We start from the raw sequence: 20,705 nt of genomic DNA on the forward strand, positions 1-20,705 counted from the left end.
CTTTCCGGTCACTTCTTCGGACCCTTCACCTCGGGCGGCTTCTGCTCGGTGCCCGGCAGTGCGGCCGGCGCCGGGGCGTCGTCCGCCGGGTCGGCCTTGGCCAGTTTGACGGGCAGGCCCTTGAAGTGGTTGATGGCCTGGGCCAGCTGGAAGTCGTCCTTGCCGCCGAATTCGGGCGGGGCCGCGCTCTTCAGCATGGCCAGGGTGCGCTGCTCTTCCTCGAGCTCGTCACGCTTGGCGCTGACCGAGCCGTTCTTGCCCACGGCTTTCGCATCGCCCTCGTTCGACAGGTGATGGTCGAGGTCGGCTTCGCGCACCCGCAGCGCGTTCAGGCCGTCGCCCTCCGCGGTCTCGTCCACCTTCAGGTCGGGGACGATGCCGCGCGCCTGGATCGAGCGGCCCTTGGGCGTGTAGTAGCGCGCCGTGGTGAGCTTGACCGCGGTGTTCTCGGTCAGCTGGCGCAGGGTCTGCACCGAGCCCTTGCCGAAGGTCTGGCTGCCCATCACGATGGCGCGCTTGTAGTCCTGCAGGGCGCCGGCCACGATCTCGGAGGCCGAGGCCGAGCCGGTGTTCACCAGCACCACCATCGGCACCGTCTTCAGCGCCGCCGGCAGTTTCGCCAGCGGGTCGCTGCCCGGCTTGGCGTAGAAGTCGCGGCGGCCATAGAAGGTGGCGTTCGATTCCGGCAATTGCCCCTTGGTCGAGACGATGATTTCGTTTTGCGGCAGGAAGGCGGCGGAGACGCCGATCGCGCTCGGCAGCAGGCCGCCCGGATCGTTCCTCAGGTCCAGCACCAGGCCCTTGATGTTCGGGTTCTGGGCGTACAGGCCCTTGATCTTCTCGACCAGCTCGTCGACGGTCTCTTCCTGGAACTGGCTGATCCGCAGCCAGGCATAGCCCGGCTCGACCAGTTTGGCCTTGACGCTCGCCACGCGGATCTCTTCGCGCTCGACCGGCACCACCCAGGGGGTGTCGGCGCCGCGCCGGGCGATGGTCAGCATCACCTTGCTGTGCGGTTCGCCGCGCATGCGCGTGATCGCCTCGTCCAGCGTCAGGCCCTTGACCGGCACGTTGTCGATGCGGGTGATCAGGTCGCCGGCCTTGATGCCGGCCTTGAAGGCGGGGGTGTCCTCGATCGGCGAGACGATCTTGACGTAGCCGTCTTCCATCGCCACCTCGACGCCGACGCCGACGAACTTGCCGGCCACGGTTTCGCGCATCTCGGCGAAATCCTTCTCGTCGAGGTAGACCGAGTGCGGGTCGAGCGAGGCGACCATGCCGGCGATGGCGTCGGACAGCAGCTTCTTGTCCGCCACCGGCTCCACGTAGTCGCTCTTGATCAGGCCATAGACGTCGGCCAGCTGGCGCAATTCGTCCAGCGGCAGGGGCGCTGAGATACCAGACGGCGCGCCCTTCTGCGCCAGCGCCGAGAACTGGACCGAGGCCGCGATGCCGGCCACCATGCCGATGCCGACCAGACCGAGGTTCTTGAGTTTCTTGCCCATTCCTGTTCCCTAGAATTTGACCCAGCCGGCCGGATCGATCGGTTTGCCCAGATGCCTGAGTTCGAAGTATAGACCCGATTCTCCGTTACCGCCGGTGCTGCCTGCGCTCGCAATCACCTCGCCGGCCTTGACCGAATCGCCGACGTGCTTCAGCAGGGTTTCGTTGAAACCGTAGATCGACAGGTATTCGCCGCCGTGGTTGACGATGATCATATTGCCCCAGCCGCGCATCCATTGCGCGTGCACGACCCGGCCCGGGCCGATGGCGCGCACGTCGGTGCCTTCCGGCGCCTTGATGAACATGCCACGCCATACCGGGCCGTCGGCGCGCTTGGCGCCGAAGCGGGCCGCGATGGTGCCGGAGATCGGCGCGCTCAGGCGGCCGCGCAGGCTCTCGAAGGTGCCGCTCGGCAGGTCGGCGGCCAGCGCGGTGTCGGCCGAGCGCGGCGCCGGTTTGGTTTCGGCCGGTTCTTCAGCCACCTGCGGCTCTTCCTTGATCGGCGCCGGCGGTGTATACGGCTTGCCGTGCTTGGCCGCTTCGCGCGCCAGGCGCTCGCGTTCGGCCTGTTGTTCCTTGGCCCGCGCCAGTGCGCGCGCCTTCGCTTCGGCCGCGGCCTTGGCGCGCGCGGCGGCCAGCTCCTGCTGGCGCTTGCGCTCGGCGGCGGCGGCGAGTTCCTGTTCGTGGATCAGGCGGGTCAGGCGGTCGACCAGGCCGCTCATGCGCTGTTCGTCCTGCTCCAGCTTGGTCGCCTGCTTGCGCTGGGCCACCAGCTTGCTCGACAGGTTCGACAGCAGGCCGGCGCGCTTGGCCTTTTCCTTTTCCAGCAGCGCCTTCTGGTCGCGCTGTTCCTGGGCGATTTCTTCGAGTTCGTCCTTGGCGTTCTGGGTCTCGGCATGGTTGGCCTCGACCGCCGCCAGGTTCTCGCGCAGCGAGGTCAGCAGCTTGGCCTGGGCTTGCGAGACATAGGCCATCATCTGCAGGTCGCGGTTGATGCGGTTCGGGTTATCGCCCGACAGCAGCAGCTTGATGCGGTCTTCGTTACCGGCGATATAGTGCTCGCGCAGCATCTTGGACAGCTGCCGCTTCTGCGCGGCGATGGTCTGCGCCAGGCGCTCCTGCTGGGCAGCCAGGTCTTGCAGCTTGGTATTGGTCGCAGCCTGCTCGCCGGCCAGTTCGCGCAGCGAGCGGTTGGCGTCCGAGATCGCCTCTTCCGATTCGGCCAGTTCGTCGGCCGCGTCGTCCTTTTCGCTCTCGGTGCGGCTGATATCCTTCCTCAGCGCATTCAGTTTCTGCTGGATGCCGGCGCGCTGGGCCTCGGCTTGCGCCTTCTCCTTGCTGCGGACGGTCTGGCGCGGCGCGGCCTCGGCCGTCCCGATGGACAGCGCACAGGCCAGCAGGCCGCACAGCAGCGCACTGCCGGCGGACTTCAATGCAGGAAATTGCAAGGTTACTTTGCCTTACCTTGGTTGGCCACGGCAGCCATGGCGGCCGCGATCGCTTCCTGGTCGCCCAGGTAGTAATGGCGGATCGGCTTCAGGTTCTCGTCCAGTTCGTACACCAGCGGGGTGCCGTTCGGGATGTTGAGGCCGACGATGTCGGTATCGCTGATGTTGTCGAGCATCTTGATCACGGCGCGCAGGCTGTTGCCGTGGGCCGAGATCAGGATCTTCTTGCCGGCGCGGATGGCCGGCGCGATCTCTTCGTCCCAGGCCGGCATCACGCGTGCGACGGTGTCCTTCAGGCATTCGGTCAGCGGGATCTGTGCCTTGTCCAGGCCGGCGTAGCGCGGATCGTTGAACGAGGTGCGCGGATCCGTGTCTTCCAGCGCCGGCGGCGGGGTGTCGTAGCTGCGGCGCCAGACCAGCACCTGCTCGTCGCCGAACTTGGCGGCGGTCTCGCCCTTGTCCAGGCCCTGCAGGGCGCCGTAGTGGCGCTCGTTCAGGCGCCAGTCGTTCTTGACCGGCAGCCACATCATGTCCATCTCGTCCATGGCCAGCCACAGCGTGCGGATGGCGCGTTTCAGGACCGAGGTATAGGCCAGGTCGAAGGTGAAGCCGGCTTCGCGCAGCATGCGGCCGGCGGTCTTGGCTTCCTTGACGCCCTTCTCGGTCAGGTCGACATCGGTCCAGCCGGTGAAGCGGTTTTCCAGGTTCCACGTGGATTCGCCGTGGCGCATGAATACGATTTTGTACATAGGCTCTTCAGATAAAAAAATTGGCGGGAAATATCGATTCAGCTTCTATTTTATAATGCGACGATTCAATTCAGTTCAACCGACGGAAACTTCGTGAAATTCATCCTTGACCATATCTTCGTTGTTGCGATCGCCGTGATTTCCGGCGGTGCCCTGTTGTGGCCCGCGATCGCGCCGCGCGGCCGCCGCGCCACCCACCTGCAAGCGACCCAGATGATGAACCGTGGCAAAGCCACGGCCGTGATCGACGTGCGCAGCAATGAGGAGTTCGCCGCAGGCCACCTGCGCGACGCAAAAAACATTCCGCTGGCAGACTTGGCCAATCGCATCGGCGAGTTGGACAAGTCGAAAACCAAGACCGTGATCGTGGTCTGCCAGAGCGGCGCCCGTGCCGACAAGGCGGCGCGCCAGCTCAAGGCGGCCGGCTTCGAAGACGTCTACAGCCTGGATGGCGGCATGACGGCCTGGACGGCTGCCGGCCTGCCCGTGACCAAATAACTGTTCGAAAGGATTACTGATGACCGCACATGTCGTTCTTTACCACACCGCAGCCTGCCCCTATTGCGTGCGCGCCGAGCGCCTGCTGGAAGCCAAGGGCGTGACCGACATCGAGCGCATCCGCGTCGACCTCGACCCGGAACAGCGCGCCATCATGATGCAACGCACCGGCCGCCGCACCGTGCCGCAGATCTACGTCGGCGAAACCCACGTCGGCGGCTTCGACGACTTGTACGCGCTCGACCAGGCCGGCCGCCTGGATCCGCTGCTGAAGGGCGAAGCAGCCTGAACGCAGGCCTGAAACGCATTCACGCCAGGGCGCCGGCAACGCTATTGAAACCGAGTTGGTTTTGATACAATTGCCGACGCCTTGACACTCAAGCACGGGCGAGACTTGCCCTTTACATAATTAACGAAAGCGTTCCATGGCTGACGAAAACCTGCAACCCGTGTTCCAAATCCAGCGTATCTACCTGAAAGATATGTCGCTGGAACAACCGAATTCCCCGGCGATCTTCCTCGAACAGGAAGCGCCGACCATCGAGGTCTCGCTGGACGTCGGCGCCGAAGGGATCGCCGATGGCATCTACGAATCGACCGTGACCATCACCGTGACCGCCAAGGTCAAGGACAAGGTCGCCTTCCTGGTCGAAGGCAAGCAGGCCGGCATCTTCGAAGCCCGCAACATCCCGGCTGACCAGATGGATCCGCTGCTGGGCATCGGCTGCCCGAACATCATCTATCCTTACCTGCGTAGCAACATCGCCGATTTCATCACCCGTGCCGGCTTCCCGCCCGTGCACCTGGCTGAAATCAACTTCGAAGTGTTCTACCAGCAGCGCCGCCAGGCGCTGGCCGAGCAGGCTGCCGCAGCTGGCACCCCGGCCGGCAACCAGTAATACCTCCCGGGCTTCCGGCTTTGCCTGCACCAGGCGAAGCCGGCGGCTTGTTGTTCCGGTCCTGCCTTTTGGCGCGTGTCGTTTTCCCAAAGGCCTGTCATGCTCTGCGTCCGTTTCCCTTACCGTGTCATCGCAGGCAGCATCCTGATGCTGGCGTCCTGTGCGGCCGCCGCATTCGACTTCAAGACGGTGGGCGCGCATGCCGTGATCCTGTACGACGCCCCGTCCGTCAAGGGCGGCAAGCTGTTCATCGCCCCGAGCGGCATGCCGGTCGAGGTCATGATCAGCTATGGCGACTGGGTCAAGGTGCGCGACGCCGCCGGCGATCTCGCCTGGACCGAGGCGCGCGGCCTGTCCGCCAGGCGCAATGTGATCGTGCGCGTGGCTTCCGCCCGCGTCCGTGCCGCACCGGAAGACAATGCCCCCGTCGTGATGACGGCCGATAAGAACGTCCTGCTCGAACTGGTCGATCCGGAAGCCGGCCCATGGGTGCGCGTGCGCCACCGCGACGGCATCGCCGGCTACGTCAGGGCGTCCGACGTCTGGGGAATCTGACCCAGCCCACCACATGCACGAAACCAAACAATCCCAACCCATCACTGTCCTCGGCGCCGGCGCCTGGGGCACGGCGGTCGCGATCGCGCTGGCCGCCCGTCATGACGTCCTGCTGTGGGGCCGCAATCCCGAGCAGATGGCCGCCACCGAAGCGGCGCGCGACAACGTCACTTACCTGCCCGGCCATCCGCTGCCGCCCTCGCTGCGCGTGACCGCCGATTTCGAGGCGGCGCTGGCCCACGTGACCGACGCCGCCCCCGGCACCACGCCGCTGCTGATCGCGGCCTGCCCGGTGGCCGGCCTGCGCCCGCTGCTCGAGCAGCTCAAGCAACCGAGGGGCCGCAAGATTCCGAACGTCGTCTGGCTGTGCAAGGGTTTCGAATACGGCACCGGCCTGCTGCCGCACCAGGTGGTGCGCGAAGTGCTGGGCGATACCGTCCCGGGCGCGGCCCTGTCCGGCCCCTCCTTCGCCCAGGAAGTGGCGCGCGGCCTGCCCTGCGGGCTGACGGTGGCGTCCAGCTCGGCCGAGCTGCGCGAGCGCGTGGTCTCCCTGGTGCACGGCGGCAGCGTGCGCGTGTACGCCTGCGACGACATGGTCGGCGTGGAAGTGGGCGGCGCGGTGAAGAACATCCTGGCCATCGCCACCGGCGCGGCCGACGGCCTGGGCCTGGGCCTGAACGCGCGCGCGGCCCTGATCACGCGCGGACTGGCCGAGATCACCCGCCTCGGCACCGCCCTCGGCGCCCAGCCGGGCACCTTCATGGGCCTGACCGGGATGGGCGACCTGATCCTGACCTGCACCGGCGACCTCTCGCGCAACCGCCGCGTCGGCCTGGCGCTGGCCCAGGGCAAGCAGCTCGACACCATCGTCAAGGAACTCGGCCACGTGGCCGAAGGCGTGCCCTGCGCCAAAGCCGTGCGCGAACTGGCGGCCAAGCTCGGCGTCGACATGCCGATCACCAATGCCGTGGCCGGCGTGCTGTTCGATGGCGCCTCGGTGCAGGAAACCGTGGATCAGTTATTGGCGCGCGATCCGCGCAATGAGTTGGCTTGATATGCAGGGTGGACGGCAGAGCCGTCCATCTTACGTGCGCGCGTCGCGGTGCGTCGGCCCGCCGCTGTTGCCGCCCGGGTGCAGCAGGATGGTCATCAGGGCCACGGCATCCTGGTTGGCGCGCACCGCATGCGGCTCGCCGCCGGCCAGGTAGACCATTTCGTTCGGCCGCAGGATGGTGGTGCGGCCGTGGGCGTCGAACGCGATCTCGCCTTCCAGGCACAGCAGCGTCATTTCCCCCTCGACCCGGTGCTCGGGCATCGGCTTTTCCTTCGGCAGCACCAGCCGGATCAGTTCCATATGGTCGGTCTTGATCAGCGCGATGGATGTGAAGTTCGCGATGTCGTCTTCGCCCCGCTCAAGTGCGATGCATTCGCCGGATCTTGCATGCTGCAAGGCCATGGTGTTCTCCTTAATTACGCTGTCTCGTCAAATGTCTGCGGCACCCCGCGCAGCCAGTTGACCAGCGCGGTGGCGTCCTTGAATCCTTGCGCGAGCTGGGGCACCAGTTTTTCCGGTGCGTTGACGTCGAGCTTGACCTCGATCCAGACGAAATAGCTCTTGAGCTTCAGGTATTCGACCAGCGGATGGTTCGGGTCGAAGCCTTTCGGCGGACGCTGCAGTTTGTCTTCCGGGTTCAGGTCGCCGTAGGTCTCGCGCAGATGTTTATTCTTCAACATTTTGCTGAAACCTGTCGCATCGTTGACCACGTGTTCGCGGATCGCCTTCAGGCGCGGTGCCGGCGGCAGGTATTCGCCGGCGCCGAACAGCAGGGTACCGTCGGCTTCGATGTGGAAGTAATAGGTCGGGCCGCCGGCTTCGCTGGGACGGCGCTTGTCGCCCGGCGCGATGCCGGCCGAGAAATGCGTTTTATAGGGCGTCTTGTCGTGCGAAAAGCGGGTATCGCGCTGGAAGCGGAACATCGCCTTCTTCGGATCGCAGGCCGCCACCTGGCGGTCGAACTTCGAAATTTCCCGGATCAGGTGCGTCAGCGTCTCGAGGAACTCGGCGCGCAGGATGTCGTAGCGGGGCTTGTTCCAGAGGAACCAGGGACGGTTGTTGTTGTCCTTGAGTTCGGTAAGGAATTGCGTCAGGTCGTGCAAATGCATAAGTTTTTCTTATTCAACAAGAGGAGTCAGGGAGTCTGGCGCGGGCGGCGGCCGACCGTGACGTCGAGGATGGACTGGCGGTTCTTGCGCATCACCGTCATTTTCGACTTGCCGCCGGGCGGCAGCTCCGCGATCAGGTTCAGCATGTCGTTGGTGCTGGACACCTTCTTGCCGTCCACCGCCAGCAGGATGTCGCCGGGACGCATGCCGGCGCGGTCGGCCGGGCCGCCGCGCACCACGCCGGCGATGATGGCGCCGCTGTCGCGTCCGAGGCCGAAGCTGTCGGCCAGTTCCGGCGTGATGTCCTGGGATTCGATGCCGATCCAGCCGCGCACCACCTGGCCGTGCTTGACGATGGAGTCGAGCACGTTCTTGGCCGTCGAGACGGGAATCGCGAAGCCGATGCCGACCGAGCCGCCGGTCTGGGAATAGATCGCCGAATTAATCCCGAGCAGGTTGCCGCGGGTGTCGACCAGGGCGCCGCCCGAGTTGCCGAAGTTGATCGCGGCGTCGGTCTGGATGAAATTCTCGAAATGGTTGATGTGCAGGTTGTTGCGGCCCAGCGCCGAGACGATGCCGAGGGTGACGGTCTGGCCGACGCCGAAGGGATTGCCGATCGCCAGCACGACGTCGCCGACCCGCACCGCATTCGTATCGCCCAGCACGATCACCGGCAGCTTATCCGCCTTGATGCGGATCACGGCGAGATCCGTTTCCGGATCGGTGCCGACGATGCTGGCCGCGGCCTTGCGGCCGTCGGCGAGGCCGACCTCGATCTCGTCGGCGCCTTCGACCACGTGGTAATTGGTCAGGATATAGCCGTCGGCGCTGACGATCACGCCCGAGCCCAGGCTGGCCATCTGCTCCTGCGGCGGCAGCTTGTCGCCGAAGAAGCGGCGGAAGAAGGGATCCTTCAGCAGCGGATGGGTCTCGCGCAGGGCCTTGCTGGTCAGGATGTTGACCACCGCCGGCATCGCGCGCGCCGCCGCATCGCGGTAGCTGCCCGGCGCCGCGCCATCGGGCGCCTGCAGCACCGGCACCCCGCGGCCGGGGCCGCCGATCCCGACCTGGGTCGGCGCCCGCTGCACCGGCAGCGCCCCCAGCCACTCCGGGCGCAGCGCCGCGATCACGGCATAGATGCCGAGGACGATCGTGACGGTTTGCGCGAACAGGAGCCAGGTGCGCCGCATGCCAGCTACTTATCGGCTCTTCAGCGAGTCGCGGATTTCGCGCAGCAGCAGGATTTCTTCCGCGGTGGCGGCCGCCGCCACCTCTTCTTCCCTGCTCCTGAAGGTGCTGCGCATCCGGTTCATCAACCGTATCATCTGGAAGATGATAAACGCCAGGATCAGGAAGTTCAGCAAGACGGTCAGAAAATTACCGTAGGCCAGCACCGCCCCGGCCTTCTTCGCCTCGGCCAGCGGCAGGCCATAGGCCTGTCCGTTCAAGGGCAGGTAATAACTGGCGAAGTCGAGGCCGCCGAAGATCTTGCCGATCGGCGGCATGATCACGTCCTGCACCAGCGAATCGACGATTTTCCCGAACGCCCCGCCGATGATCACGCCGACGGCCAGGTCGACGACATTGCCCTTCATCGCGAACTGCCTGAACTCCTGCATCATTCCCATATAGGCCTCCCTTTTCGTTGTGGACATCCCGCAGTGATGATACCCGAAAGGCCGGGTTGCTCCAGCCCTGGAATATTCGCTTTGCCCTGGTAAGGCAGACAGGAAAATGCACATTTGGAAGTCATCATGACCGTAAGAACGTTTTTTCTTTAATTTGCAAAACTGTTCACATATAATCGACTGTTGCAATAAAGGTTTTTACCTAATTGCAATCTATTGCATTGCAGCATTTCGCATTTGACGAATGGAGTTGGTATGAGTAATGAGAAGCAGGTCGATACAGGCCGGCGAGGCTTGCTCGTGGCTACATGCGCGGCGGGCGGCGTTGTCGGAGTTTCAACGGCCGGAGTTCTGGTAAGTACTTTCCAGCCTTCGGAGCGAGCGAAGGCGGCCGGCGCGCCGGTCGAGGTGGATATCTCCGACGTCAAGCCTGGCGAAATGAAAGTGGTGGAATGGCGAGGCAAGCCCGTCTGGGTCCTGCGCCGTACCCCGGAAATGCTGGCGAGTCTGCCGAAGAACGACAATCTGGTCGCCGATCCGAAATCGGAAAAGCCGTACCAGATGGAGACGCCTTCCTACGCCAAGAACGAAACCCGGTCGCGCCAGGAGCACAAGGAAGTGCTGGTCGCGGTCGGTATCTGCTCCCACCTGGGCTGCTCGCCCTCTTCCCGCTTTGCCGAAGGTCCGCAGCCGAACCTGCCGGACGACTGGCACGGCGGCTTCCTGTGCCCTTGCCACGGGTCGACCTTCGACCTGGCCGGCCGCGTCTTCAAGAACAAGCCGGCGCCGGCCAATCTCGACGTCCCCCCGTACATGTACCTGTCCGATAACAAGATCGTGATCGGCAAAGACGAGAAAGGCGAGGCATAAGATGGGCGCAGCTTTCAAGGAAACCAAACTCCCGGCCGATGCGCCGAAGAGCCAGAAAGCGCTGGCCTGGGTCGACGACCGCTTCCCCCTGTCGAAGCTGTGGAACGATCAATGGGGCAAGTACTACGCCCCGAAGAACTTCAACGTCTGGTACATCTTCGGCTCGCTGGCCATGCTGGTGCTGGTGCTGCAGATCGTCACCGGCATCTTCCTGACCATGCACTACAAGCCGGACGCCGCCCTGGCCTTCGGCTCGGTTGAATACATCATGCGTGAAGTCCCGTGGGGCTGGCTGGTGCGCTACATGCACTCGACCGGCGCTTCGATGTTCTTCATCGTGGTCTACCTGCACATGACCCGCGCGCTGCTGTACGGTTCCTACCGCAAGCCGCGCGAGCTGATCTGGCTGTTCGGCTTCGCCACCTTCCTGTGCCTGATGGCCGAGGCCTTCTTCGGCTACCTGCTGCCCTGGGGCCAGATGTCGTACTGGGGCGCCCAGGTGATCGTCAACCTGTTCAGCGCCATCCCGCTGATCGGCCCGGACCTGTCGCTGTGGATCCGCGGCGACTACGTGGTATCGGACGCGACCCTGAACCGCTTCTTCGCCTTCCACGTGATCGCGATCCCGCTGGTCCTGCTGGGCCTGGTTGCCGCCCACCTGATCGCACTGCACGAAGTCGGCTCGAACAACCCGGACGGCATCGAGGTCAAGGAAAACCTCGGCCCGGACGGCCATGGCGTCGACATGATCCCGTCGCACCCCTACTACACCACCAAGGACCTGTTCGGCGTCTCGGTCTTCCTGTTCATCTACAGCGCGGTGATCTTCTTCGCGCCTGAAATGGGCGGCTACTTCCTGGAGTACAACAACTTCATCCCGGCAGACTCGATGAAGACCCCGCCGCACATCGCGCCGACCTGGTACTTCACGCCCTTCTACTCGGTGCTGCGCGCCACCACCTCCGACTTCATGTGGGTCGTGATGGCCGGCGTCGCCGCCTATGTCGTGTTCATCTGGCTGCGTTCGCGCCTGTCGTACAAGACCAAGGTCGCCATCACCGCGATCGCCGTGGTGCTGGAAATCGGCATGCTGTTCCTGGATGCGAAAGTGTGGGGCGTGGTGCTGTTCGGCTCCTCCGTCGTGATCCTGGCCCTGCTGCCGTGGCTGGACCATTCGCCGGTGAAGTCGATCCGCTACCGCCCCAGCTGGCACAAGTATGTGTACCTGGTGTTCGGCATCTGCTTCATCGCGCTAGGCTACCTCGGCACCCAGCTGCCGACCCCGGCCTACACCTTGATCGCCCAGGCCTGCACCCTGATCTACTTCAGCTTCTTCCTCCTGATGCCGTGGTGGAGCGCCTCGGGCCGGTTCAAGCCGGTTCCGAACCGCGTGACCTTCACTCCTCATTGACCGCCACGGAAAAGGACAACCATGAATTTTTCGAAGAAGCTGCTCGCGGTCCTTGCCCTGCTGCCGGGATTCGTCTTTGCGAACGAAGGCACCTTCCCGCTCGACCGCGCACCGGAACGCACTGATGTTGCGTCACTGCAGAACGGCGCCAAGCTGTTCGTCAACTACTGCCTGAACTGCCATTCGGCGTCAGCGATGCGCTACAATCGCCTGCGGGACCTGGGCTTGTCTGAAGACCAGATCAAGAACAACCTGCTGTTCTCCGGCGAGAAGGTAGGCGACATGATGACGATCGCGATGCGCCCTGCGGACGCGAAAGCCTGGTTCGGCGCGGTGCCGCCGGACCTGTCGGTGATCACGCGTGCCCGCGCTTCCGGCGCCGGTTCGGGTGCCGACTACCTGTACACCTACCTGCGCACTTTCTACAAGGACGACACCCGCCCCACCGGCTGGAACAATATGGTGGTGCCGAACGTCGCCATGCCGCACGTGCTGTGGCAGCTGCAGGGCGTGCGCACCGCCAGGATGGTCGAGGAAGCCGATCCCCACGAGCACGGCAAGACGGTGCACAAGTTCGCCGGTTTCGAACAGGTGAGCAAGGGCGAACTCACGCCGCAGGAGTTCGATACCCAGGTGGCCGACCTGGTCGCCTACATGAACTGGATGGCCGAGCCGTCGCAGGACCTGCGCAAGCGGCTGGGCGCAATCGTGTTGCTGTTCCTTGCTGTTTTCGCTTTCCTTGCCTGGAGATTGAACGCTTCTTATTGGAAAGACGTAAAGTGATGTGATTGCCCGGTTATAATGCGGGCAATTATTATCTGGGGTGAGCCGCTCGGCGCTTCACCCCTTTGTTACTTGAAGGAACTATAAACCATGATGGTTCTCTACTCCGGCACCACGTGCCCGTTCTCCCAGCGCTGCCGTCTGGTCCTGTTCGAAAAGGGCATGGACTTCGAAGTGCGCGACGTGGACCTGTTCAACAAGCCCGAGGACATCTCGACGATGAACCCGTACGGCCAGGTGCCGATCCTGGTCGAACGCGAGCTGATCCTGTACGAATCGAACATCATCAACGAGTACATCGACGAGCGCTTCCCGCATCCGCAACTGATGCCGGCCGACCCGCTGATGCGCGCCCGCGCCCGCCTGATGCTGTTCAACTTCGAAAAAGAGCTGTTCGTGCACGTGAACACGCTCGAGAACGAGCGCAGCAAGGTCGGCGACAAGAGCCACGACAAGGCACGCGCCGAAATCCGCGACCGCCTGACCACCCTGGCTCCGCTGTTCCTGAAGAACAAGTACATGCTGGGCGACGAGTTCTCGATGCTGGACGTCGCCATCGCCCCGCTGCTGTGGCGCCTGGATCACTACGGCATCGAGCTGTCGAAGACCGCCGCCCCGCTGATGAAGTACGCCGAGCGTATCTTCTCGCGTCCGGCCTACATCGAAGCGCTGACGCCGTCCGAGAAAGTGATGCGCCGCTAAGCGCTTACGGCGCTTTCGAGCCTCGTCCGGCACCACCGGACACCGTTGCACGCCAGTTTTCGACGCCTTGTGGCGAATCGGATTACACTGGCGTGTAACAACTTGTTTCAATTTGATCCTGAACATGCCAGACATCTCCACCAAGCCATATCTGCTGCGCGCCATCTACGAATGGTGCACGGACAGCGGCTACACGCCTTACCTGGCGGTCAAGGTCGACGCCGCCACCACGGTTCCCATGGAATACGTGAAAAAAGGCGAGATCATCCTCAACATCAGCTACGGCGCAACCTCCGGGCTGAAGATGGACAACGACGCAATCACCTTCCGGGCACGCTTCAACGGCGTCTCGCGCGAACTCTATATTCCGGTGCAAAACGTGCTGGCGATCTACGCCAACGAAAACGGCCAGGGCATGGCCTTCGACGTCAGCACCACTGCCGCCGACATGGCGCCGCCCGCCCCCGCGCCTTCTGCCGAAGCAGCTGCCGCACCGGGACCGGGCCTGTCCGCCGTGCCGGGCAAGACGTCCAGCGCACCAAGCGCCGAGGTGTCGCATCTGCCCGACGGCGACAATGAGCCGCCGAAAAAAGGTGGCCGTCCGACGTTGACCAGGATCAAATAAGGGTATAATCCTGGCCACATTGCCGGCTTAGCTCATCAGGTAGAGCAGTTGATTTGTAATCATCAGGTGGCGGGTTCGAGTCCTGCAGCCGGCACCAGTAACACCAGCATCAGCCCAGCCTTCATGGTTGGGCTTTTTGCTTTCCGGCACCCGCTTATCGTGAGTGGACGGTACAGACGTCGACCCCGTCGCGCCTGCCAAACTGAAGCGCACCGGCAGGAACAGCTCGATCACCCCGGCGTTGGTGCGCGCATGCATGGACACCTCGTCCACCGTGAAGCCGCCGCCGCCCGCCAGTGCCAGCGGCAGCATCAGCTGGTCGCCCAGGTATTCCGCGACCGCGGCGTTCGAGCACAGGTACTGGCGCGCGCGCTGCACCACCTGGCGGGCGACGTCCTCGGCCGAGACGGATTTTTCGCCGAAGGCCGTGAATACCTCGGTCGTGTGCGCGTAGTCGAAGGTCAGCATCAGTGCGTTGCCCGGCCCCTGCCCGGCCGGCAGGCTGCGGTTCAGGAGCTGGTCCTCGCCCCAGTCCATGGCCTTGCCGACGCACTCCAGCTCGCGCTGCGCGACCCGTCCCGGAATGCCGGCGATGAAGCATTCGGCATAGGCGGCCCGGCACTCGCCGCGCTCCATCCATTCGCGCGGACGCAGTTGCGCGCAGGGGCTGACGCTGGCGACCACTTCGCCGCCGCCGGCCGGATAGAAGCCGAAGCGTTCCAGTCGCACGTCGATCTGCGCGCCCATCTCGGCCATGGCGCGGCAATAGGCGCGCTGCAGGAACTGCACCGGCGGCGCCATCGGATTGTGGGTACCGCCCGACAGCCTCAGGGTCGAGGGCCGCTCGGCCGTGAGCAGCGCCGGCAGCACGGTCTGCAGCACCAGGGTACAGCTGCCGGCGGTGCCGATCGCGAAGCGGTAGTCGCCGCCCTGGGCTTGATCGGGGACGAATTCCAGCTCCTGGCTGCCGACCGCCGCGCCCTTGACCTCGGCGCCGCAGATCTGGCTGGCGGCCTGCACCGCCACCAGGTGCTGGCGCATCAGGCCGGGCCTGGCGCGCCGCGCACGGATGTTCCGGATGCGGAAGGGCCGGCCGGTGATCATCGCCAGGGTCAGCGCGCTGCGCAGGATCTGGCCGCCGCCCTCGCCCGTCGATCCATCCAGTTCGATCATGCTCACCCCTTCACGCACACGACCTGCTTCAGCGTGTGCACCACTTCGACCAGGTCGCTCTGCGCCTGCATCACGGCGTCGATGTCCTTGTAGGCCATCGGGATCTCGTCGATCACGCCTTCGTCCTTGCGGCACTCGACGCCCTCGGTCGCCTTGACCTGGTCGTCGACCGAATAGCGGCGCTTGGCTTCGGTGCGGCTCATGGTGCGGCCGGCGCCGTGGCTGCAGCTGTTGAAACTCTCGGCATTGCCCTTGCCGCGCACGATATAGCTCTTCGCCCCCATCGATCCCGGAATGATGCCGAGCTCCCCTTCGCGCGCCGATACCGCGCCCTTGCGCGTCACCAGCACATCCTTGCCGAAGTGGTTCTCCTTCTGCACGTAGTTGTGGTGGCAGTTCACCGCTTCCACGTGGGTCTCGAAGGGTTTCGCGATCACCGTGCGCACCGCCGCGATCAGGTTCCGCATCATCATTTCACGGTTCATGCGGGCGAACTTCTGGGCCCAGCCGACCGCTTCGATATAGTCGTCGTAGTGCTGCGTCCCCTCCGGCAGATAGGCCAGGTCCTGGTCCGGCAGGTTGATGAAGTGGGTCCGCATGTCCTGCTTGGCCTGCTCGATGAAGTGGGTGCCGATCGCATTGCCGACGCCGCGCGAGCCCGAGTGCAGCATGAACCAGACGAAGCCCTGCTCGTCGAGGCAGATCTCGATGAAGTGGTTACCGGTTCCCAGCGTTCCCAGGTGCTTGTAGTTGTTCGTGTTGCGCAGCCGCGGCGTCTTCTGGCAGATGAGGTCGAATTCGTCCTTCAGCGCCATCCAGGCCGTGTCGACGGCTGGTGGCGGCGCATCCCACGAGCCCTTGTCGCGTCCCTTGAAGCCGCGCGTCTTGGGCGACATCCCGTGCGGCACCGAGCGCTCGATCGCGCTGCGCAGCGGCCCCAGGTTGTCCGGCAGGTCGGAGGCGCCCAAGGTGGTCTTGGCGGCCATCATGCCGCAGCCGATGTCGACCCCGACCGCGGCCGGGATGATCGCGCCCAGCGTCGGGATCACGCTGCCGATGGTCGATCCCTTGCCCACGTGGACGTCGGGCATCGCCGCCATGTGCTTGTAGATGAAGGGCATGCGCGCCGTGTTCGCCAGCTGGCGCCTGGCGTCTTCCTCGACCGGCACGCCGCGGGTCCACATCTTGACCGGACGGCCTCCTTCCACGTTCAGGACATCGTAGTGTTCGTTTTTCATCTCATTTCTGACCCCAATGTCGGGATCGGGATTTCCAGGGCTTTGAACAGGTATATGGGGTGTTGTCCGAGTATGCGAAGGCCTATTTGCAGGGGCGGGAATTCTGCGCTTCATACCGCCGATGCTGCAGTCTGTCGCAATCCGCCGTTTCTCCCGGATGCCCGAGCCTATAGTGGATTCATCGGCAAACCATTTTGGAGAATACGTCATGAACAAACTGCTCGGCACCGCATTCCTGGCCACCGCTTTCTCGATGGGGGCGCATGCCGCCTGGGCGGACGACATCGTGCGCGAAAACCGGCCGGTCGACGCCAAGGTCTCGAAGATCCACCTGGGCGGCATCGTCCGTCTGAACGTGCGCCAGGGACCGACGGCGTCGCTGGTGGTGTCGGGCGACCGCCGCTACGTCTCGAAGATCACGACCACCCAGCGCGGCGATACCCTGTCGATCGATACCGAAAGCGGCAATCACATGAACTTCGGGCGCAATTCGGGCGAGCTGCGCGCCGACCTGACGGTGCCGAACCTGCAGGAATTCGTCTCGGAGGGCGTGGGCCAGAGCGAGGTCTCGGGCTTCAGCGGCGACAGGCTGGTGGTGTCGCTGGACGGTGCGGGCGCGGTCAAGGTCAGCGGCCAGTACCGCGACATCGATGCCCGCCTGGGCGGCGTCGGCGGCCTGACGCTCAACACCACGGGCCAGGCCGACCGCATCGAGGTCAAACTCGGCGGCGCCGGCCAGATCAGCGTGAGCGGCCAGACCAAGGTGCTGCGCGCCCACCTGGGCGGCGTCGGCAGCCTCGATGCCCAGCAGCTGCGCGCCGATTCGGTCGACCTGGACATGTCCGGCATGGGCGGTGCCAGCGTGTTCGCCAGGACCGCCGCCAACGTCAACCTGAACGGCATGGGTTCGGCCACCGTCTACGGCAAGCCGGCGACGCGCAACGCAACCACGAATGGCTTCGGGAAGGTGAGCTGGCAGTAAGCACCGGCTTGCCGGTGGGCTTAGCGGATCACCGTATCGTTCTTCACGGATTTCACGCCCTTCACGCCGCGCGCCAGTTCGACGGCGCGCTGGGCGCTTTCGCGCGAATCGACGAAGCCGCTCAGCTGGACCGTCCCCTTGAAGGTTTCCACCTGAACCTGGGTGGCCTTGACGGTCGGATCGGCGGCAAACGCAGCCTTCACCTTGCCGGTAATGACGGAGTCGTCGATGTATTCGCCAGTGCCTTCACGGGTGGGGGTCGGGGCGCAGGCGACGACCGATACCAGCAGGGTGCCGGCAATGACGGATTGGGCAATAGCGGACTGGAAGCGACGAGTAAAAGCCATGGCAATTCTCCCGAATGGTTGAGATTTTTATTATTCCCAATTTCGGTTTAGCCTGTCGCCCGATACTGTTGTGAAAACGGCACCGTGCGCCTCAAGGGGCGCCGGCCCCGCTTCCCTGCCCCGCCGGCACAGCGTTCGAGCGGCCGGCAATCAAGCCGGCCGACAGGTCGCGGCCGATCACCAGCCGCAGGTTGGCGCGGCCGCCCATGCCGACTTCCACCGGCCTGGCGCCGAAGCGCCCCGCCAGCCGCTCGGCCACGCCGCGGAAGGCCGGCTGGTATTCGATGCGGGTCTGGCGCACCGCGAAGCCCTTCTCGTTGGTCAGCCGCACCACTTTCAGGTCCGGATCGCGCAGCTGGCGCGACATCAGCTTTGCAAGACCCTGGCGCCCGTTGCCGTTGCAGATCTCGAGCGCGGCGACCACCGGCAGGTTCCGGTCTGTCTTCGGCGCCAGCGGCGCAGCCGGCAGGGCCGGTGCGGCCGGCTGCGCGCCGCGGGACGGGACCACGCGGCGCAGCTCGAGCATGCCGTTCGGTTTGGTGGCGACTTCGACGAAGGCCCAGTCCTGGTCGGGACGATGGGTCGTCTTGACCGCCTGTTCGATCGCCGGCAGCCTGGCGCCGCCATCGGTGGCGGCGTAATCGGCGCGGAAATCGTGCTCGCGCAGGGCGCTGGCCTGGCGCAGCATCTGCTTTGCGCGCTCGTCCTGGCCGAGCTGCTGCAGGGTCTCGCCGAGGCGCTGCCAGGTGCGGTGGTTCAGCGGATCGAGCAGGCAGGCCTTTTCCAGCGCGACCAGGGCTTCGTCGTACTGGCCGTTGAGGAAATAGGCATGGCCCAGGTTCCCGAACAGGAAGGCGGTGGCGGTACCCGAGGCCATGGTGGCGCCGCGCGTCAAGTCGCGCCAGATCGGGATCGCCTTCGCGAAATCGCGCTGTTCGGCGTAGGCGATCGCCAGGCCGTTGCGCGCGTTCACATGGCTCGGATCGGACGCCAGCGCCGCCTGGTAGGCCGCGATGGCCTCGTCGTAGCGGCGCGCAAGGTGCAGGTTGCGCCCGCGCACGTACTGCTCGTCGGCGGCGACGACCGCCGCTGACGCCGTCTCCTGCCGCATATAGGGACTGCTGCACGCCAGCAGCAGCGCGCCGCAGCACAGCAAGGGCAAGGTATGGGTCAGGATCCGGGTACGCATGACGATCTCCGCGAAAAATCAGTGACTGAGGACGGTGCTGAATGTGCGCGTGAGCTGGATCACGGCGGGGCCGAGCAGGACCATCAGCAAGGTCGGAAAGATGCAGAAGATGAGCGGGAACAGCAGCTTCAAGCCGATCTTGGCGGCCGCTTCCTCGGCGATCACGCGGCGCTTGTTGCGCAGGTTCTCCGAGTACACGCGCAAGGCGTCGCCGATGCTGGTGCCGAAGCGCTCCGACTGGATCAGCATGGCGACCAGCGAATCGACGTCGTCGAGGCCCACCCGCAGGGCGAAGTTGCGCAGGCTTTTTTCCTTGCTGAAGCCGGCGCGCATCTCCATCAGCACCAGCTGCAGTTCCTGCGCCAGCGTCACGCTCTTGATGTGGATTTCGGCGGCGACCTTCACCAGCGCCCGCTCCAGGCTCAGGCCCGCTTCCACGCAGACGGTGAGCAGGTCCAGCGCATCCGGAATGGTCTCGAAGATCTCGCGCTTGCGGCGCTGGACCACGCGCGCCAGGACCGCGTTCGGCAGGTAGTATCCGCCGGATGCCGCCAGCAGCAGCAGGAACATGATCCGGGTGCCGCTCAGGGCAGCCGGCATGATCGCGATCGCGATGCCGGCCAGCGCGGGCAGGCTCAGGGCCAGCACGGTCTTCGAGGCGAAGTACAGCGCCGGCGCCGCCGGGTTGCGCCAGCCGGCATTCATGAAGCGGGCGCGCAGCGCCGACTTTTCCCATCCCTCGTCCGGGATCGACAGCTTGGTCAGCGGGCGCACCGCGCGCACCACCCGCTCCACCCAGCCGCTGCGGCGGTCGGCGCCATCGTCCGGACGGCCTGTCGATTCCGCCAGGCGGGCACGCAAGGCCTGCGGCGCGAACAGCATCATGCCCAGCCATACCAGGCCGCAGGCGATCGCGAACACGACCAGCAGGAACATCAACTGTGCACTCGTCATCGATGCCTCCTCAGATGCGGATACGGATTACCTTGCGCAGCCAAATCACGCCGAAAGTGATCATCACCAGCGCATACCAGAGCATCCGGATGCCGGCCGGGTCGGTCCACAGCGGCTTGATGTAATCCGGATTGATCAGGAGCAGCACGGCGGCCACGCCGAACGGCAGCAGTCCCAGGATCCAGGCCGACATCCTGCCTTCGGCCGACAGCACCCGTACCTGGGCCGCCAGCTTCAGTCGGCCGCGGATGATCTGGCTGATGTTGCCGAGGATTTCAGCCAGGTTGCCGCCCGTCTCGCGCTGAATCAGCACCGCGATGATCAGGTAGCGCAGGTCGGTCAGCGGGATACGCGCCGCCATGTTGTGCAGCGCTTCGCTCATCGGCACGCCGTAGTTGATCTCTTCGCGCGCGATGCGGAACTCGCCGCTGAGCGGTTCCGACAGCTCGTTGCCGACGATTTGCAGCACGTTGGTGAACGAATGGCCGGCACGCAGCGCGCGGGCGACGAAATCGGCCGCTTCCGGCAGCTGTTCCTCGATGCGCGCCAGGCGCCGCACCCGGGCGCGCCGCACCAGCGTCAGCGGCACCAGTGCGAACAGCAGCGCCACGCCGGCCTGCAACGGCAGCGGCATGGGCCATCGCGCGACCAGGAAGATGCCTGCCAGCAGCGCGGCGCCGGAGCACAGCAGGAAAGACTCGACCGACCAATTCTTCCCCGATTGCAGCAGCAGCTGGTCGATGCGGTGGGCGAACGCGATACGGTGCAGCAGGCGGTCGACGAGCTCATGGTGGCTGAAGCGGCGCTGCTTCAGGATCGATATGCGTTCGCCGGTACGGCCGGCGCCGCCGGACATCAGCTGAAGGCGGCGCGCCACCCGCTGCGCCGCTGCGCCGTGAGCGCCGACCCACCACAGGTACACGCCTTCGATGCCAAGAATGATGGCAGCGAACAGGAACACCACGAAAGCATAAAAAAGGATGTCCAT

General features: G+C 64.8%; 23 protein-coding genes, 1 tRNA gene and 1 pseudogene. 12 read left to right on the forward strand and 13 right to left on the reverse strand.

Translation table 11 applies throughout. The annotated features are described in order from the left end of the window. Positions 1-8: 8 nt before the first annotated feature. The 3 genes from AC1DOQ_RS02435 to gpmA are packed head-to-tail and all read right to left on the reverse strand — an operon-like array spanning position 9 to position 3,700. Entirely contained in the window at positions 9-1,505 is a 1,497-nt protein-coding gene (locus tag AC1DOQ_RS02435) for a S41 family peptidase (protein WP_477359942.1), read from the reverse strand. Positions 1,506-1,514: 9 nt separating this feature from the next. Beyond that, the gene (locus tag AC1DOQ_RS02440) at positions 1,515-2,951 is read right to left on the reverse strand and encodes a murein hydrolase activator EnvC family protein (RefSeq protein ID WP_477359944.1); all 1,437 of its coding nucleotides are present in this window, start codon (positions 2,949-2,951) and stop codon (positions 1,515-1,517) included. A gap of 2 nt (positions 2,952-2,953) precedes the next feature. Beyond that, positions 2,954-3,700 (reverse strand): 2,3-diphosphoglycerate-dependent phosphoglycerate mutase, encoded by a 747-nt coding sequence (gene gpmA, locus AC1DOQ_RS02445; RefSeq protein WP_442122977.1) that lies wholly within the window; start codon positions 3,698-3,700, stop codon positions 2,954-2,956. Positions 3,701-3,793: 93 nt separating this feature from the next. Between gpmA and AC1DOQ_RS02450 the strand changes: the two genes are divergently transcribed. From AC1DOQ_RS02450 to AC1DOQ_RS02470, 5 genes are all read left to right on the forward strand, one after another. Continuing rightward, positions 3,794-4,198 carry a rhodanese-like domain-containing protein gene (locus AC1DOQ_RS02450; protein ID WP_477359946.1) on the forward strand — a complete coding sequence of 135 codons (405 nt, stop codon included), beginning with the start codon at positions 3,794-3,796 and terminating at the stop codon, positions 4,196-4,198. A 19-nt stretch (positions 4,199-4,217) separates the two neighbouring features. Beyond that, positions 4,218-4,487 (forward strand): glutaredoxin 3, encoded by a 270-nt coding sequence (gene grxC / locus AC1DOQ_RS02455; protein WP_477359948.1) that lies wholly within the window; start codon positions 4,218-4,220, stop codon positions 4,485-4,487. Positions 4,488-4,623: 136 nt separating this feature from the next. Further along, positions 4,624-5,097, forward strand: coding sequence for a protein-export chaperone SecB (gene secB, locus AC1DOQ_RS02460; RefSeq protein ID WP_442122974.1), 474 nt, complete (start codon positions 4,624-4,626; stop codon positions 5,095-5,097). 99 nt (positions 5,098-5,196) lie between these two features. After that, a complete protein-coding gene (locus AC1DOQ_RS02465; protein WP_477359950.1) occupies positions 5,197-5,652 on the forward strand; it encodes an SH3 domain-containing protein in 456 nt (151 codons plus the stop codon). A gap of 13 nt (positions 5,653-5,665) precedes the next feature. Then, on the forward strand, positions 5,666-6,706 hold the full coding sequence (locus tag AC1DOQ_RS02470; protein WP_477359952.1) for an NAD(P)H-dependent glycerol-3-phosphate dehydrogenase: 1,041 nt from the start codon (positions 5,666-5,668) through the stop codon (positions 6,704-6,706). A 30-nt stretch (positions 6,707-6,736) separates the two neighbouring features. On the opposite strand, the gene AC1DOQ_RS02475 is transcribed toward AC1DOQ_RS02470, so the two are convergent. From AC1DOQ_RS02475 to mscL, 4 genes are read right to left on the reverse strand one after another with little or no spacing between them, the layout of a single operon-like run. After that, positions 6,737-7,108, reverse strand: coding sequence for a cupin domain-containing protein (locus AC1DOQ_RS02475; protein WP_477359954.1), 372 nt, complete (start codon positions 7,106-7,108; stop codon positions 6,737-6,739). Positions 7,109-7,122: 14 nt separating this feature from the next. Then, complete coding sequence (locus AC1DOQ_RS02480; protein WP_477359956.1) at positions 7,123-7,815, reverse strand: DUF2461 domain-containing protein; 693 nt, start codon at positions 7,813-7,815, stop codon at positions 7,123-7,125. A gap of 26 nt (positions 7,816-7,841) precedes the next feature. Continuing rightward, positions 7,842-9,005 carry a Do family serine endopeptidase gene (locus tag AC1DOQ_RS02485; protein WP_477359958.1) on the reverse strand — a complete coding sequence of 388 codons (1,164 nt, stop codon included), beginning with the start codon at positions 9,003-9,005 and terminating at the stop codon, positions 7,842-7,844. A 9-nt stretch (positions 9,006-9,014) separates the two neighbouring features. Beyond that, on the reverse strand, positions 9,015-9,443 hold the full coding sequence (gene mscL, locus AC1DOQ_RS02490; RefSeq protein WP_477359960.1) for a large conductance mechanosensitive channel protein MscL: 429 nt from the start codon (positions 9,441-9,443) through the stop codon (positions 9,015-9,017). Positions 9,444-9,698: 255 nt separating this feature from the next. Here mscL and petA point away from each other — a divergent pair, with 255 nt between their 5' ends. The 6 genes from petA to AC1DOQ_RS02520 all read left to right on the forward strand — a co-directional run bounded on the left by petA (position 9,699) and on the right by AC1DOQ_RS02520 (position 13,931). After that, positions 9,699-10,313: a ubiquinol-cytochrome c reductase iron-sulfur subunit gene (gene petA / locus AC1DOQ_RS02495; protein WP_477359962.1), complete on the forward strand. Its 615-nt coding sequence runs from the start codon at positions 9,699-9,701 to the stop codon at positions 10,311-10,313. A 1-nt stretch (position 10,314) separates the two neighbouring features. Beyond that, positions 10,315-11,724, forward strand: a complete 1,410-nt coding sequence (locus tag AC1DOQ_RS02500) for a cytochrome b (protein ID WP_477359964.1) — start codon at positions 10,315-10,317, stop codon at positions 11,722-11,724. A 21-nt stretch (positions 11,725-11,745) separates the two neighbouring features. Continuing rightward, entirely contained in the window at positions 11,746-12,507 is a 762-nt protein-coding gene (locus AC1DOQ_RS02505) for a cytochrome c1 (protein ID WP_477359966.1), read from the forward strand. A 90-nt stretch (positions 12,508-12,597) separates the two neighbouring features. After that, the gene (locus AC1DOQ_RS02510; protein ID WP_052234221.1) at positions 12,598-13,209 is read left to right on the forward strand and encodes a glutathione S-transferase N-terminal domain-containing protein; all 612 of its coding nucleotides are present in this window, start codon (positions 12,598-12,600) and stop codon (positions 13,207-13,209) included. Positions 13,210-13,333: 124 nt separating this feature from the next. Then, positions 13,334-13,834 (forward strand): ClpXP protease specificity-enhancing factor, encoded by a 501-nt coding sequence (locus AC1DOQ_RS02515; protein WP_477359968.1) that lies wholly within the window; start codon positions 13,334-13,336, stop codon positions 13,832-13,834. A gap of 21 nt (positions 13,835-13,855) precedes the next feature. Beyond that, positions 13,856-13,931 (forward strand) — tRNA-Thr (locus tag AC1DOQ_RS02520). 101 nt (positions 13,932-14,032) lie between these two features. On the opposite strand, the pseudogene rtcA reads toward AC1DOQ_RS02520, so the two are convergent. Next, positions 14,033-15,007 (reverse strand): annotated as a pseudogene (gene rtcA / locus AC1DOQ_RS02525) (RNA 3'-terminal phosphate cyclase); the annotation flags it as partial. Between the two features lie 2 nt (positions 15,008-15,009). Next, positions 15,010-16,245 (reverse strand): RtcB family protein, encoded by a 1,236-nt coding sequence (locus tag AC1DOQ_RS02530; RefSeq protein WP_477359970.1) that lies wholly within the window; start codon positions 16,243-16,245, stop codon positions 15,010-15,012. A gap of 208 nt (positions 16,246-16,453) precedes the next feature. On the opposite strand from AC1DOQ_RS02530, the gene AC1DOQ_RS02535 reads away from it, so the two are divergent. Continuing rightward, positions 16,454-17,227 (forward strand): GIN domain-containing protein, encoded by a 774-nt coding sequence (locus tag AC1DOQ_RS02535; RefSeq protein WP_477359972.1) that lies wholly within the window; start codon positions 16,454-16,456, stop codon positions 17,225-17,227. 20 nt (positions 17,228-17,247) lie between these two features. Here the strand turns inward: AC1DOQ_RS02535 and AC1DOQ_RS02540 are convergent, their stop codons facing one another. The 4 genes from AC1DOQ_RS02540 to AC1DOQ_RS02555 all read right to left on the reverse strand — a co-directional run bounded on the left by AC1DOQ_RS02540 (position 17,248) and on the right by AC1DOQ_RS02555 (position 20,705). After that, on the reverse strand, positions 17,248-17,574 hold the full coding sequence (locus AC1DOQ_RS02540) for a BON domain-containing protein (RefSeq protein WP_442122958.1): 327 nt from the start codon (positions 17,572-17,574) through the stop codon (positions 17,248-17,250). Positions 17,575-17,665: 91 nt separating this feature from the next. Next, positions 17,666-18,763 carry a LytR C-terminal domain-containing protein gene (locus AC1DOQ_RS02545; RefSeq protein WP_477359974.1) on the reverse strand — a complete coding sequence of 366 codons (1,098 nt, stop codon included), beginning with the start codon at positions 18,761-18,763 and terminating at the stop codon, positions 17,666-17,668. Between the two features lie 18 nt (positions 18,764-18,781). Then, the gene (locus AC1DOQ_RS02550) at positions 18,782-19,717 is read right to left on the reverse strand and encodes a type II secretion system F family protein (RefSeq protein ID WP_477359976.1); all 936 of its coding nucleotides are present in this window, start codon (positions 19,715-19,717) and stop codon (positions 18,782-18,784) included. Positions 19,718-19,727: 10 nt separating this feature from the next. Then, positions 19,728-20,705 carry a type II secretion system F family protein gene (locus AC1DOQ_RS02555; protein ID WP_477359978.1) on the reverse strand — a complete coding sequence of 326 codons (978 nt, stop codon included), beginning with the start codon at positions 20,703-20,705 and terminating at the stop codon, positions 19,728-19,730.

Source organism: Massilia sp. 01N417 (genome assembly GCF_056399645.1).

Coding starts and splice junctions, on each gene's coding strand:
- AC1DOQ_RS02545 (WP_477359974.1), bottom strand. CDS start 18,763: ATGCGTACCCGGATCCTGACCCATACCTTGCCCTTGCTGTGCTGCGGC.
- AC1DOQ_RS02480 (WP_477359956.1), bottom strand. CDS start 7,815: ATGCATTTGCACGACCTGACGCAATTCCTTACCGAACTCAAGGACAAC.
- AC1DOQ_RS02475 (WP_477359954.1), bottom strand. CDS start 7,108: ATGGCCTTGCAGCATGCAAGATCCGGCGAATGCATCGCACTTGAGCGG.
- secB (WP_442122974.1), top strand. CDS start 4,624: ATGGCTGACGAAAACCTGCAACCCGTGTTCCAAATCCAGCGTATCTAC.
- AC1DOQ_RS02535 (WP_477359972.1), top strand. CDS start 16,454: ATGAACAAACTGCTCGGCACCGCATTCCTGGCCACCGCTTTCTCGATG.
- grxC (WP_477359948.1), top strand. CDS start 4,218: ATGACCGCACATGTCGTTCTTTACCACACCGCAGCCTGCCCCTATTGC.
- AC1DOQ_RS02510 (WP_052234221.1), top strand. CDS start 12,598: ATGATGGTTCTCTACTCCGGCACCACGTGCCCGTTCTCCCAGCGCTGC.
- AC1DOQ_RS02485 (WP_477359958.1), bottom strand. CDS start 9,005: ATGCGGCGCACCTGGCTCCTGTTCGCGCAAACCGTCACGATCGTCCTC.
- AC1DOQ_RS02555 (WP_477359978.1), bottom strand. CDS start 20,705: ATGGACATCCTTTTTTATGCTTTCGTGGTGTTCCTGTTCGCTGCCATC.
- gpmA (WP_442122977.1), bottom strand. CDS start 3,700: ATGTACAAAATCGTATTCATGCGCCACGGCGAATCCACGTGGAACCTG.
- AC1DOQ_RS02530 (WP_477359970.1), bottom strand. CDS start 16,245: ATGAAAAACGAACACTACGATGTCCTGAACGTGGAAGGAGGCCGTCCG.
- mscL (WP_477359960.1), bottom strand. CDS start 9,443: ATGGGAATGATGCAGGAGTTCAGGCAGTTCGCGATGAAGGGCAATGTC.
- petA (WP_477359962.1), top strand. CDS start 9,699: ATGAGTAATGAGAAGCAGGTCGATACAGGCCGGCGAGGCTTGCTCGTG.
- AC1DOQ_RS02515 (WP_477359968.1), top strand. CDS start 13,334: ATGCCAGACATCTCCACCAAGCCATATCTGCTGCGCGCCATCTACGAA.
- AC1DOQ_RS02500 (WP_477359964.1), top strand. CDS start 10,315: ATGGGCGCAGCTTTCAAGGAAACCAAACTCCCGGCCGATGCGCCGAAG.
- AC1DOQ_RS02435 (WP_477359942.1), bottom strand. CDS start 1,505: ATGGGCAAGAAACTCAAGAACCTCGGTCTGGTCGGCATCGGCATGGTG.
- AC1DOQ_RS02465 (WP_477359950.1), top strand. CDS start 5,197: ATGCTCTGCGTCCGTTTCCCTTACCGTGTCATCGCAGGCAGCATCCTG.
- AC1DOQ_RS02540 (WP_442122958.1), bottom strand. CDS start 17,574: ATGGCTTTTACTCGTCGCTTCCAGTCCGCTATTGCCCAATCCGTCATT.
- AC1DOQ_RS02550 (WP_477359976.1), bottom strand. CDS start 19,717: ATGACGAGTGCACAGTTGATGTTCCTGCTGGTCGTGTTCGCGATCGCC.
- AC1DOQ_RS02470 (WP_477359952.1), top strand. CDS start 5,666: ATGCACGAAACCAAACAATCCCAACCCATCACTGTCCTCGGCGCCGGC.
- AC1DOQ_RS02505 (WP_477359966.1), top strand. CDS start 11,746: ATGAATTTTTCGAAGAAGCTGCTCGCGGTCCTTGCCCTGCTGCCGGGA.